Source organism: Streptomyces sp. NPDC058872 (assembly GCF_042743065.1).
GTDB lineage: Bacteria > Actinomycetota > Actinomycetes > Streptomycetales > Streptomycetaceae > Streptomyces.
This window is the reverse complement of record NZ_JBHYMK010000067.1, coordinates 25,713-37,838: the sequence shown is the minus strand read 5'-3', so window position 1 is coordinate 37,838 and position 12,126 is coordinate 25,713. Positions and strand designations below refer to the sequence as shown.

Here is a 12,126-nt window from a genome sequence, read left to right as displayed (position 1 = left end):
CCCGCCGGACCGGCGGGCGGCGCCCCGGGCGTCACCGGTGGGGCCGGGGCCTCAGCCCTCCGCCTTCGCGACGCCGATCGGGCAGCTCACGCCCGTCCCGCCGATGCCGCAGTAGCCCGCCGGGTTCTTGTCCAAGTACTGCTGGTGGTACCCCTCCGCCGGGTAGAAGGGGCGGGTCCCGTCGGCGGGGAGCACCTGGGTGGTGACCTCCCCGTAGCCGGAGCCCGTCAGGACCTTCTGGTAGGCCTCCCGGGACGCCTCGGCCGTCGCCGCCTGCTCGGGGGAGTGGGTGTAGACCGCCGAGCGGTACTGGGTCCCCACGTCATTGCCCTGTCGGAAGCCCTGGGTCGGGTCGTGGGACTCCCAGAAGAGCTTCAGGAGCGCCGCGTACGACACCTTCGACGGGTCGAAGACCACGCGGACGGCCTCGGCGTGGCCGGTCAGGCCGGAGCACACCTCCTCGTACGAGGGGTTCGGAGTGTGACCGCCCTGGTAGCCGACGAGGGTCGTCCAGACGCCGTCGGTCTGCCAGAACTTGCGCTCCGCGCCCCAGAAACAGCCGAGGGCGAAGTCGGCGACCTCCAGGCCCTCCGGGTAGGGGCCGAGCAGGGGGTTGCCGAGAACGGTATGGCGCTCGGGGACGGAGAACTCCGGCTCCGACCGGCCGGGCAGGGCCTGCTCGGGGGTGGGGAGGACGGGGGTGCGGGACAGGAACATGCTGCATCTCTCCTCGACGTTCGGCAGTCCTGTCAACGCTGCAGGGGCGGGTGCGATTCCCCGTCCGCGAGTTGCTCCGCGCAGGCGTCGCGGGCCCGACAGAACTCCCCGGCCGGGTCCGCCTTGTAGCGCCAGGGCAGCGCCCCGACGTAGCCGTCCACGAGCCGGAACTGTTCCATCGCCTCCTCCGTGCGGTCCTGCAACCAGAGGTAGTACGCGAGCAGGTGCCGGGCCTCCGACAGGCGGGGGTGCCCCGGGTCGGCGGCGGCCACGTCCGCGAGGAGCGCGTCCACGGCCGCGAACATCTCCGGGGTGCGGTCGACGTCCGTGTCGTCCGAGTCGTCGTGCTCGAAGTGCGCGATCAGCGGGAACGCCGTCATCAGAGTGCCGGCCGGCGCCCCGGCCGCGGCCCGCACGGCGAAGGCCCGCGCCAGCTCCGCGGATCCCCGCCACTTGCGGCACCAGTACTGGAGCGCCGTGAAGTGCGCCTCGTAGTGGTGCGGGGCCCGGTCGGTGATCTCCCGCCAGATGCGGCGCACCTCCTCGTGGGAGAGCCCCAGGCCGAGGGCCGTCCAGATCTCGGCCACGTACGGGGAGGGGTCGTCCGCCGGGGCCAGTGCCACTGCACGGGCGTGCTCGGCCCGGGAGCGCTCCAGGACCCGGCGGAAGCCCTGGGCCTGTTCCGCGGTCGTGTCGGCGCCCCGCTGTGCGCCCCGTACGTTCCACGCCAGGAACACCGTCCCGCGGGCCCGCACCAGCGCGGCGCCCGGATCGTTCGGCCGGGCCTCCTCCCAGCCCCGCAGCCAGTCGTCCTCCTCCGCGGCCAGGTCGGCGAGTTGTTCGCACAGCGCCGTGCGGGCCTCCCAGTCGCGGGCCGTCGCGGTGGCGTCGAGCAGTTCTGCCGCCGGCGCCCAGTCGCCGGCGCGGGCGGCTGCGAGCGCGACGGAGAGGGCGGGCGGCAGCGGGGCGGCCAGTCCGAGGTGCTGTCGTTCGGCGGGCAGCAGCCCGAGCGCGGCGGCACGGGCCCCGTCCGCCCCGGTCTGCGGGTCGCCGTCCTGATCGGTCCGCACGTCCCGGGTGAGGCCGCGCACGATCGCCACGAGGAAGACGAGGGCGACGGCCGCCACGCAGAGGGCGATCGGGGTCAGGACGATCCAGAGCAGTACGGTCACGACGTTCCTTCGACGGTGCGGGGCATGCGGAGCCTTCTCGGTGCGGGGGCGGTGAGGGGGGACGTGCCGGGGAGGGTCAGGCGGTGGCCAGCAGCTTGCGCAGCGGTTCGGTGTCCGGGCGTTCGGCGATCGCCGCGTCCAGGGCGGCCGGGAGCCGTTCCGCGCAGCCCTCGGGCAGGCGCAGCCGGGCGTCGGCCGACCAGGAGAGCTGCCAGCGGGCCCGGCCGTCCGCGGTGAGGACGGTGGTCACGAGGCGGGCGAGTTCGCGGCGCAGGGACGACCGGGCGAATTCGCGGGCCGCCCGGCCGGTTGCGGCGGCGGCCTGTTCGGACTTGGGCAGTCGGTCGACGAGCTCCCAGACGGTGCCGGCGTCGACGGCGTCAAGAAACGTTTCGGCCTGCGCGTGGAGCGCACCGGCCCGGTCCGCGGGGGCAGGGGCGTCGACCTCGTCGTCCGGTGCGGGGGCGCCGACCGGGCCCGCTCCCCCTGCCGACCGGGGCAGCCCCGCGACCGCGGAGAGCAGCGGCTCCGTGTCGCGCACGTACATCGCGGTCATCGACTCGTGGACCAGGTCCGGCCAGTCGAGCCGCCGCATCTGCAGTGCCTCCGGGGCCAGGGTGGCGTCCTCGACGCGACACAGCACCGTCTCGGGGGAGGAGAACAGGGCGAAGGCCGGGCGGTCCCCCGCGGCGGTCCGGCCGTCGTCGGGCAGTGCCTCGACGGCGGCGACGCGCTCGGCGGTCGGCGGATGGGAGTCGTAGGGCGAGGCGGGTTCGGCGGGGAGCTCGTCCTGCATGCCGGCCAGTTCCCCCGCCCGTGCGTCGAGGAGGCGGCGCACGCCGCCGAAGACCTCCCCGCGCGGCGGCAGCATCCCGAACTCGACCCCGAGCGTCGCGTACGAGCTCAGGTAGAACTCGTGGGCGTTGCCGAGGGCCGGGAGCGCGCGCAGCGCCGATGCGGTGGCGTCGCGGCCCGCGATCCGGGCGGCGGCCAGGTCGGCGGCGATCTCCTGGCGGCGGGCGGTGCTCTGGGTGGCGCGCATCGAGAAGCGGCCGTACGCGGTGTAGATCCGGGCCATCGTGCGGTACGTGAAGCCGACGCCGGTGGTGTCGACCTCCTTCGGCGCCTTGCCCCTGGCGATCCGCTTGGCGGACTTCCGCTCCTGCCGGGCCCGTTCCTTGGCGATCGTGAGGTCGGACTTCTCCTCGAACCGGTCGATGGTCCGGGCGACGTGGACGCGACTGCGTTCGGTGATCCCGGAGAGTCGGGTGTCGGAGTTGCCGTAGTGCCCGAGCTCATGGGCGAGCACGGCGCGCAGTGGGGCCTCGGAGAGGCCGGCGACCAACGGCAGGCCGAGGTAGAGGCGGCGGGTGCCGCCGAGCAGGCCGAGGAAGCGGGCGTCCTCGGTGACGGCCGCGTTCATGTCGGAGGTCAGTCGGATCTCGTCGGGAGCGCGGGTGCCGACCTGCTCGGCGAGCTCCCGTACGGCGGCCCAGAGCCGGGGCTCCTCCTCCTCGGTGACGGGAAGGCCCGCGGTCCCCTCGTCGCGGGGGGTCCGCAGCAGCGCCATGCCGCGGACGACGGGCACGGCGAGGAGGAAGCTGATGACGTACGTCCTGAGCGCCCACCCGGCGGGGGCCCACCGGTAGGCCGCCCAGTCGGCGGCGCCGAGCAGGACGAGCAGGACGAGACCGAGCAGATGGAAGCCGGCGAGCAGGACGAAGGCGCGCAGCGCGCGCAGGGTGGCGCCCATCGGGCAGGTTCCCCCCACGGGAAAGAGGACGGCGGTACGAGTGGACACCGTACGGGTGGTGATCGTCCCGCTCGTGGGGGAGCCCGGATCATGGACCATCGGGGCGGCGGACGCCCCTGCCGCTTCCGCAGGGGGAACGGTTCGGCCGGGATCAGTGCGGCAGCGTCGCCGGGCTGCCGCCGTTCGCCTCGTAGCCCGCGACCGCCAGGTTCCGGAAGACCGTGTACTCCGCTGCCGGGTCCGTGCTGAGGGTCCACGGCACCGCGCCCACGTGCCCGTCGACCCGCACCAACTGGTGCATGGCCTCCTCCCAGCGTTCCGACCGCACCAGGAACCAGACCAGGAGGTGACGGACGTGCGCCAGCATCGGGTCGTCGGGGCGCGCCGAGTGGACCGCGTACAGCGCCCCGTCCATCGCCTTGGACACCACGGCCGTGCGGAAGAAGTCCTGCACCAGCACCACGTCCGGCACGTGCTCGAACACCGCGAACAGCGGCAGTGCGGCGAGGAGCGAGCCCCGTGGGGCGCGCGCCGCGGCCGTGGTCGCGAAGTGGTCGGCCTCGGTGCGGGAACCGTGCCACTTCTCGCACCAGTAGTGCAGGGCCGCCAAGTGCGCCCCCATGTGCTGCGGCGCGCGGTCGATCACCTTCGCCCACACCTGGTCGAACTGCTCGTGGCCGTAGCCGAGTCCGCGCGCCACGGCCAGCTGCGTGATGTACGGCACCGGGTCGCCCGGGGCCAGCAGCGCCGCTTCCTCGGTGACCTTCAGCGCCTCCTCCAGGATGATCCGGAAGTCATCGGTACCGGTGGACGAGGAACGCCACGCCTGCTGCACCAGGAACTCGGCGTGCACGGCCGCGCCGCCCGCGTCCTTCGGGGACTCCGACCGCCAGGCGCGCAGCCACGCCCCGCCGGTGCCCGGCTGCTGCTGGAGTTCGAGGGAGGCCGCGCCCGCGAAGGCCTGGACGCGCTGCCAACGCACCTCGCCCTCCTTCGGGGTGCCCGCGAGCAGCTGCGCGGCCGCCCGCCAGTCCTGGGTCGCCTGCACCACGTCGAGCACGTCGAGCAGGTCCTGGTCCGCGCCCGGCAGCCGCACGTCCAGCGCCTCCTGGCGCGCGAACCCGTAGGCCTCGGGGTCGGCCGCGTCCGGCGAGTCCGGTGCGACCTGCTGGATCGCACCGCTCCGGCGGCGCAGCACGAAGGGGCCGATGACGCCGAACAACAGGCCGAGGGCGATCAGGAACCAGAGAATCTCCATGTGTCCATTGTCCAGGACACCGGATGAGACGGACGAGGCGGCGGGGTGCGTACGGGACTACGCTCCTGACCATGAGCGACCAGCACTCCTCACAGAGCTTCGAGACCCGCGCGATCCATGCGGGCAACACCGCCGACCCGCTGACCGGCGCGGTCGTCCCGCCCATCTACCAGGTGTCCACCTACAAGCAGGACGGTGTGGGCGGACTGCGCGGCGGATACGAGTACAGCCGCAGCGCCAACCCCACCCGTACCGCCTTGGAGGAGAACCTCGCGGCCCTGGAGGGCGGCCGTCGCGGTCTCGCCTTCGCCTCGGGCCTGGCCGCGGAGGACTGCCTGTTGCGCACGCTCCTCGTGCCGGGCGACCACGTGGTCATCCCGAACGACGCCTACGGCGGCACCTTCCGGCTCTTCGCCAAGGTGGTGCAGCGCTGGGGCGTGGACTTCTCGGTGGCGAACACCTCGGACATCGACTCCGTCCGGGCCGCCGTCAACGAGCGCACCAAGCTGATCTGGGTCGAGACCCCCTCGAACCCGCTCCTCGGCATCACCGACATCGAGGCCGTCGCCGGGGTGGCCCGTCAGGCCGGCGTGAAGCTCGTCGTCGACAACACCTTCGCCTCGCCCTACCTCCAGCAGCCGTTGGCGCTCGGCGCGGACGTCGTCGTCCACTCGCTCACCAAGTACATGGGCGGCCACTCCGACGTCGTCGGCGGCGCCCTGGTGACGGCCGACGAGGCGCTCGGCGAGGAACTCGCCTACCACCAGAACGCGATGGGCGCGGTGGCCGGTCCCTTCGACTCGTGGATCGTGCTGCGCGGCATCAAGACCCTCGCCGTCCGCATGGACCGCCACAGCGAGAACGCGGCCAAGGTCGTCGAGATGCTGACCCAGCACCCGAAGGTCACCCAGGTCCTCTACCCGGGCCTGCCGGAGCACCCGGGGCACGAGGTCGCGGCCAAGCAGATGCGTTCCTTCGGCGGCATGATCTCCTTCCGCGTGCAGGGCGGCGAGGAAGCGGCCGTCGAGGTCTGCAACCGCGCGCAGCTCTTCACCCTCGGCGAGTCGCTGGGCGGGGTCGAGTCGCTCATCGAGCACCCGGGCCGGATGACCCACGCGAGCGTCGCGGGCTCCGCCCTGGAGGTCCCGGCCGATCTGGTCCGGCTCTCGGTGGGCATCGAGAACGTCGAGGACCTGCTCGCCGACCTGCGCCAGGCCCTGGGCTAGTCGTTCCTGCGGTGCGGACCGCTCCGACCGTCGTGGCCGGAGCGGTCCCCGGCCACACGAGGCGAGGCGGGCCGCCCGTGCGGCCCGCCCCGGCGCCGTCACCAGCTTTCGAAGGGCGGCGTCGTCTCCGCCGGGGGCACCTCCCAGGGTCGGGTCGTCGACGCCCACACCACGAAGGCGAGCACGGCGACCGCGCCCACGGTCCACAGCACCCGCCGGATCCGGCGGGCCCGTTGGAGCCGGAGGGACCCGCGGGCGGCCGCCCTCAGGGCGAGATCGCCCGGGACCGGCGGCTGCGGGGTGTCGAGGAGCCGGCGGACCGCCGCCTCCTTGTCCTCGTGGCGGGTCATGCGGCGGCCCCGGCGTCCCGACGGGCGGCCTCCCGCAGCGCGGCGACCGCGCGGGCGCACACGGCGCGGACCCTGGCCCCGGACAGGCCGAGGAGCGCCGCGACCTGCTCCTCCTCCACTCCCTCGTACAGCCGCAGGACGACGACGAGCCGTTCTTGCGGGGTGAGCACGGAGAGCGCTCCGCCCCGGCCCCGGTGGTACCGCCAGGCGCCGCGGGCGAAGCGGGCGGCGAGCTCGCGGCGCGCCAGGTCGTAGGGGTCGTCGTCGCGCAACCCGTCCCACACCGCGAACGTGCGCGCGAGGACGGCCGTCAACAGGGCCTGTGCGCACGGGTTGCGGCTGCGGGTCTCGGCGGTGAGGAGCGTCGCGACGTGCAACAGCCGCCCGCCCGCCCCGGCCACGAACACGTGGAACTCCCGGGCGCGGGGGGCCTGTTCCGGTCTCCGTCCGTTCCGCTGCTCTCGCACCTCCTCATCTGAGGACAGTGCGGGTGCGGGGTCAAGAGGTCTGCGCGGACTCCGGTCCGTGATCCGCGGCGGGTTCGTTCGGCGCGTGGCCCGCATGCCCCAACTGCCGCTCGGAGAGGGCGGTGTTGAAACGGGTGAGCAGGGTGCAGAAGGACTCCCGCTCGTCGGGGGTCCAGCCCTCCGTGATCTCCGCCATCAGCTGCCGGCGCGAGGAGCGCACCTCGTCGAGGCGGGCGAGCCCGCGCGGGGACAGCTGGAGGACGACGGCCCGTCCGTCCTCCGGGTGGGAGGTCCGCTTCACCAGACCGGTGTCGACGAGCGGGGCGACCTGGCGGGTCACCGTGGACGAGTCGATGCCCATGCCCGCCGCGAGCGCCTTCACGCCCATCGGCCCCTCCTGGTCGAGACGGTTCAGCAGGAGGTAGGCCGCGCGGTCCATGGAGTTGCGGAGCTGGCCGGTGCCGGCGAGGCGGGTCTGCTCGGCCCGGCGGGCGAAGACGGCCAGCTGGTGCTGGAGCGCATCGAGGAGACCGGGATCGAGCGCAGTCGTCATGTCCTGAGAATTGGGCATGGCTGTGGGTCTCTCTCGTGCGGGGTCGGTCGGTGGGGGACAGAGTACGCGGCCCCGCCGGAGTCCGTACCGGGGCTGCGCAAACCCGTTCCGCGGCTCGTCCTCCGGGCGGCCACGGGGGCCGTGGGCTGCAAGACTTGCTGTCATGAGCTTCCGTACACCAGACCCCTTGCACCGGCTGATGCTCGACGACGTGCGGGGGGCCCAGAAGATGCTGGCCGGAGTGGCCAGGATGACGGCGATGGAGGGCAGCCGCCACCTGTCCTCGCTGGTGGGAGCGCCGGTCCACCTCAAGTGCGAGAACCTCCAGCGGACCGGGTCCTTCAAGCTCCGCGGGGCGTACGTACGGATCTCGGGGCTGCGCCCCGAGGAACGGGCGGCCGGGGTGGTCGCCGCCTCCGCGGGCAACCACGCGCAGGGCGTTGCGCTCGCCTCGAAGCTGCTCGGCGTGCACGCCACCGTCTTCATGCCGGTGGGCGCCCCGCTGCCGAAGGTCGCGGCGACCCGGGAGTACGGCGCCGACGTCCGGATGCACGGCCACGTCGTCGACGAGACGCTTGAGGCGGCACAGGAATACGCCCGTGAGACCGGTGCGGTCTTCATCCACCCCTTCGACCACCCCGACGTCATCGCCGGACAGGGCACGGTCGGCCTGGAGGTCCTGGAGCAGTGCCCCGAGGTCCGGACGGTCCTCGTCGGCATCGGCGGCGGCGGTCTCGCGGCCGGCATCGGGCTGGCCGTGAAGTCGCTCCGCCCGGACGTCAAGGTGGTCGGCGTCCAGGCGGAGGGGGCGGCGGCCTATCCACCGTCCCTGGCGGCCGGACACCCGGTGTCCATCGGATCACCGGTGACCATGGCGGACGGCATCAAGGTCGGGCGGCCGGGCGACGTGCCGTTCGCCCTGGTCAGGGAGTACGTCGACGAGGTCCGCACGGTTTCCGAGGACCAGCTCTCCTCGGCGCTGCTGCTCTGCCTGGAGCGGGCGAAACTCGTGGTCGAGCCGGCGGGCGCCAGCCCGGTGGCTGCGATCCTCGGCGACCCGAAGGGCTTCCAGGGGCCGGTGGTGGCGGTCCTCTCCGGCGGCAACGTCGATCCGCTGCTGCTCCAGCGCATCCTGCGGCACGGCATGGCGGCCGGGGGCCGCTACCTGAGCCTGCGGCTGCGCGTGACGGACCGGCCGGGGGCGCTGGCCACCCTGCTCGCGGTCCTGACGGTGGTCGACGCGAACGTCCTGGACGTCAGCCACGTGCGGACCGATCCGCGGCTGGGCCTGACGGAGGCGGAGGTCGAGCTGCACCTGGAGACCAAGGGCCCGGAGCACTGCCGGGAGGTGGAGCAGGCGCTGCGGGACGCCGGGTACACGGTGCTGGGCTGATCCGGCCCGCACGGTTTCCCCGTCCCCGGGTACGCCGGTTCGCCGGGCACGGTCCGGTCGGAAATCCTAGGATCGGTGGGAAACGCCCGAATCCCTTCCCGGGAGAATGCACATGCCAGGCGCGATCTATGCCGAGGGACTGGTGAAGACCTTCGGCGACGTACGAGCTCTGGACGGGGTCGACCTCGATGTGTCGGAAGGCACCGTCCTCGGGCTGCTCGGCCCGAACGGCGCGGGGAAGACGACCACCGTGCGGATCCTGACGACGCTCATCACACCGGACAGCGGGAGGGCCGTCGTCGCGGGGATCGACGTCCTCAAGCATCCCCACCGGGTCCGCCGCTCGATCGGCCTCTCCGGCCAGTTCGCGGCCGTGGACGAGTACCTCACCGGCCGCGAGAACCTCCACATGGTCGGACAGCTCTACCAGATGAAGGCGAAGGCCGCGAAGGAGCGGGCCGCCGAACTGCTGGAACGCTTCCACCTCGCCGATGCCGCCGACCGGACCGCCAAGACGTACTCCGGTGGTATGCGCCGCCGCCTCGACCTCGCCGCCGCCCTCGTCGTCTCCCCGCCGGTGATGTTCATGGACGAGCCGACCACCGGTCTCGACCCGCGCAACCGGCAGGAGCTCTGGGACGTCATCAGGGAGCTCGTCGCGGGCGGCACGACGCTGCTCCTCACCACCCAGTACCTGGAGGAGGCCGACCACCTCGCGCACGACATCTGCGTCGTCGACCACGGAAGGGTCATCGCCCGGGGCACCTCCGACCAGCTCAAGGACCGGACGGGCGGCGAGCGCGTCGAGGTGGTCGTCCACGAGCCCGAGATGATTCCCGGAGCCCGGGGCGTGCTCGCCCGCTACGGCGTCGCCGGCATCGGACACGGAGAGGTCTCCGTCGAGGACCACACCCGCAAGCTCACCGTCCCCGTCACCGGTGGTGCCAAGCTGCTCGCCGAGGTCATCCGCGAGCTGGACGCCATCGGGGTCGAGATCGATGACATCGGACTGCGCCGCCCGACCCTCGACGACGTCTTCATCTCCCTGACCGGTCACGCGGCCGAGGGGGCGGCGGAGGCGGACGGCGACGCCGCCGGCCCCGGGGGGAAGGGCCGGACGGCCCGGAAGGAGGGGGCGGCATGAGCGCCGTGAACGACTCCCTGGTCATCGCCCGCAGGAACCTGATCCGCATGAGCCGGATTCCCGAGATGGTCATCTTCGGGCTGATCCAGCCGATCATGTTCGTGGTCCTCTTCACGTACGTCTTCGGCGGCTCGATGAGCATCGGCGGTTCGACGGACCCGGACGTCTACAAGAACTTCCTGATGGCCGGCATCTTCGCGCAGACCGTCACCTTCGCCACCGCCGGTGCCGGCGCGGGCATCGCCGACGACATGCACAAGGGGCTGATCGACCGCTTCCGCTCCCTGCCCGTGGCCCGGGGAGCGGTGCTCACCGGCCGCACCATGGCCGATCTCGTGCAGACCGCGCTGACCCTGCTCGTACTGGCCGTCGTCGCGCTCCTGGTCGGCTGGCGGCCCGGTTTCGCGGAGCCCACCAACATCGGCAGGATCATGGCGGGCTTCGCCCTGCTGCTGTTCCTCGGCTACGCCTTCACCTGGATCGGCGCCCTGATCGGCCTCTCGGTCCGCACCCCCGAGGCAGCCACCTCGGGCGGGCTGATCTGGCTCTTCCCGGTGACCTTCATCTCCAACGCCTTCGTGGACTCCTCCCAGATGGCGTCCTGGCTGCAGCCGATCGCCGAGTGGAACCCCTTCAGCGCCACCGTCCAGGCCTGCCGCGAGCTCTTCGGCGATCCGGGCGTCTCGCCCTCCGACGCATGGCCGATGGCCCACCCCGTCTGGGCCTCGCTCCTCTACTCGATCGCGATCATCGTGGTCTTCCGCACGCTCGCGGTCCGCAAGTACCGCCGGGCAGCCGGCTGACGGGCCGGAGCACCAGGAGGTCGGAGCACCAGGAGGAACGGGAGTCGCGGTACGGGACGGCCGCCAGGGGACCGTCTCCGACGTCAGTCCCGCACCGTGCCACGCACGCGCAGCACGAAGGGCCGGACCCCGCGGGGTCCGGCCCTTCGGTCGAGGGACTGCGGCTCAGCCGGTGTAGGGCTTCGCGCTGAGGATCTTCACCATGGCCTTCTTGCCGTTCGGCAGCTCGTACTCGGCGTCGTCACCGGCCTTCTTGCCGTTGACGCCGGTGCCGAGCGGCGACTGCGGCGAGTAGGTCTCGATGTCACCGCTCGCGTATTCGCGGGAAGCGAGCAGGAAGGTCATCGTGTCGTCCTCGTCGCCGTCGAAGGCGATCGTGACGACCATGCCGGGCTCGACGACGCCGTCGTCCGCCGGAGCCTCGCCGACCTTGGCGTGCTGGAGGAGCTGGGTGAGCTGGCGGACCCGGAGCTCCTGCTTGCCCTGCTCCTCCTTGGCCGCGTGGTACCCGCCGTTCTCGCGCAGGTCGCCCTCCTCGCGCGCTGCGGCGATCTTGGCGGCGATTTCGGTACGCGCGGGACCAGACAGGTACTCAAGCTCGTCCTTGAGCTTGTTGTACGCCTCCTGGGTGAGCCAGGTGACGTTGTCGCTGGTCTGGGTCACAGGTGCTCCTCGTAGGTACTGGGAATACAAAGTATCGCCCTCCACGGGAAAGCAGCGCTGTCCCGGGCGGGCGAAACCACGAGCCTAACAATGAGTGGCGAAAAGCGGGAGGACATAAAACACCGGGATGGCGTCACCCCAGGTCACCGTGGTCGCCCCTCGGGACTCGCCAAGCGGTCCCTACCCACCGCTACTGCGCCGTACACCCCAGGAGCTCCGCGCTCGTCGCACGGGCGGTCGTCCGGAGCGAGAAGACGCGGTCGATCCGGGTGGCGGGGTCGTCGACCCGGACGTCCTTGCGGGCCACCTCGGCCCCGTCCTCGGAGCGCGAGCGCAGCGTGCAGACGCCCGAGACGCCCTCGTCCTTGCGGATCTCCAGGTGCACCTGGACCTCGGTGGGGCTCACCACGTCGAACTTGATCAACTCTGCGCTGATCTTGTTGTCGACGACGTAGTGCCAGCCGAACCAGCCCATCAGGCCGAGGAAGAGGACCCCGAGCACCGCGCCGGTGATCCTGAGCCCGCGGTCCGCCCGCTCGTCCGCGGAGCGCCCGTAGCGCCCCTCGGGCAGCTGCTCTCGCGCCGCGCTCATGACAGATCCTCTCGAAGTCGGGGTGGCGGAATTTT

Annotated in this window: 13 protein-coding genes; 4 read left to right on the top strand and 9 right to left on the bottom strand. The window is 72.4% G+C overall.

All coding sequences use genetic code 11. From position 1 onward, the window contains the following. Positions 1 to 51: 51 nt before the first annotated feature. From msrA to ACFW22_RS30795, 4 genes are all read right to left on the bottom strand, one after another. On the bottom strand, positions 52 to 717 hold the full coding sequence (gene msrA, locus ACFW22_RS30810; RefSeq protein ID WP_386410888.1) for a peptide-methionine (S)-S-oxide reductase MsrA: 666 nt from the start codon (positions 715 to 717) through the stop codon (positions 52 to 54). 32 nt (positions 718 to 749) lie between these two features. After that, complete coding sequence (locus tag ACFW22_RS30805; RefSeq protein WP_386410885.1) at positions 750 to 1,889, bottom strand: hypothetical protein; 1,140 nt, start codon at positions 1,887 to 1,889, stop codon at positions 750 to 752. Between the two features lie 76 nt (positions 1,890 to 1,965). Beyond that, entirely contained in the window at positions 1,966 to 3,642 is a 1,677-nt protein-coding gene (locus tag ACFW22_RS30800) for a M48 family metallopeptidase (protein ID WP_386410882.1), read from the bottom strand. A gap of 151 nt (positions 3,643 to 3,793) precedes the next feature. Continuing rightward, positions 3,794 to 4,900, bottom strand: coding sequence for a hypothetical protein (locus ACFW22_RS30795; RefSeq protein WP_386410879.1), 1,107 nt, complete (start codon positions 4,898 to 4,900; stop codon positions 3,794 to 3,796). Between the two features lie 71 nt (positions 4,901 to 4,971). On the opposite strand from ACFW22_RS30795, the gene ACFW22_RS30790 reads away from it, so the two are divergent. Beyond that, the gene (locus ACFW22_RS30790) at positions 4,972 to 6,126 is read left to right on the top strand and encodes a cystathionine gamma-synthase (RefSeq protein WP_386410876.1); all 1,155 of its coding nucleotides are present in this window, start codon (positions 4,972 to 4,974) and stop codon (positions 6,124 to 6,126) included. A 98-nt stretch (positions 6,127 to 6,224) separates the two neighbouring features. Here ACFW22_RS30790 and ACFW22_RS30785 read toward each other — a convergent pair whose 3' ends face one another. From ACFW22_RS30785 to ACFW22_RS30775, 3 genes are read right to left on the bottom strand one after another with little or no spacing between them, the layout of a single operon-like run. Next, positions 6,225 to 6,476 (bottom strand): hypothetical protein, encoded by a 252-nt coding sequence (locus ACFW22_RS30785; RefSeq protein ID WP_386410873.1) that lies wholly within the window; start codon positions 6,474 to 6,476, stop codon positions 6,225 to 6,227. Next, on the bottom strand, positions 6,473 to 6,943 hold the full coding sequence (locus ACFW22_RS30780) for a sigma factor-like helix-turn-helix DNA-binding protein (protein ID WP_386410870.1): 471 nt from the start codon (positions 6,941 to 6,943) through the stop codon (positions 6,473 to 6,475). The genes ACFW22_RS30785 and ACFW22_RS30780 overlap by 4 nt, the downstream gene beginning before the upstream one ends. Positions 6,944 to 6,974: 31 nt before the next feature. Then, positions 6,975 to 7,514 (bottom strand): MarR family winged helix-turn-helix transcriptional regulator, encoded by a 540-nt coding sequence (locus ACFW22_RS30775; RefSeq protein ID WP_386410867.1) that lies wholly within the window; start codon positions 7,512 to 7,514, stop codon positions 6,975 to 6,977. A gap of 145 nt (positions 7,515 to 7,659) precedes the next feature. Between ACFW22_RS30775 and ilvA the strand changes: the two genes are divergently transcribed. The 3 genes from ilvA (at position 7,660) to ACFW22_RS30760 (ending at position 10,836) form a co-directional block, all read left to right on the top strand. Further along, positions 7,660 to 8,889: a threonine ammonia-lyase gene (gene ilvA, locus ACFW22_RS30770; RefSeq protein WP_386410864.1), complete on the top strand. Its 1,230-nt coding sequence runs from the start codon at positions 7,660 to 7,662 to the stop codon at positions 8,887 to 8,889. A 112-nt stretch (positions 8,890 to 9,001) separates the two neighbouring features. Continuing rightward, positions 9,002 to 10,033: an ATP-binding cassette domain-containing protein gene (locus tag ACFW22_RS30765; RefSeq protein WP_386410861.1), complete on the top strand. Its 1,032-nt coding sequence runs from the start codon at positions 9,002 to 9,004 to the stop codon at positions 10,031 to 10,033. Then, positions 10,030 to 10,836, top strand: coding sequence for an ABC transporter permease (locus ACFW22_RS30760; protein ID WP_386410858.1), 807 nt, complete (start codon positions 10,030 to 10,032; stop codon positions 10,834 to 10,836). Before ACFW22_RS30765 ends, ACFW22_RS30760 begins: the two co-directional genes overlap by 4 nt. A gap of 165 nt (positions 10,837 to 11,001) precedes the next feature. Here ACFW22_RS30760 and greA read toward each other — a convergent pair whose 3' ends face one another. Both greA and ACFW22_RS30750 read right to left on the bottom strand, forming a co-directional pair. Continuing rightward, positions 11,002 to 11,499: a transcription elongation factor GreA gene (gene greA, locus ACFW22_RS30755; RefSeq protein ID WP_386410855.1), complete on the bottom strand. Its 498-nt coding sequence runs from the start codon at positions 11,497 to 11,499 to the stop codon at positions 11,002 to 11,004. A 190-nt stretch (positions 11,500 to 11,689) separates the two neighbouring features. Continuing rightward, on the bottom strand, positions 11,690 to 12,091 hold the full coding sequence (locus ACFW22_RS30750; RefSeq protein WP_386410852.1) for a DUF4307 domain-containing protein: 402 nt from the start codon (positions 12,089 to 12,091) through the stop codon (positions 11,690 to 11,692). Positions 12,092 to 12,126: the final 35 nt, after the last annotated feature.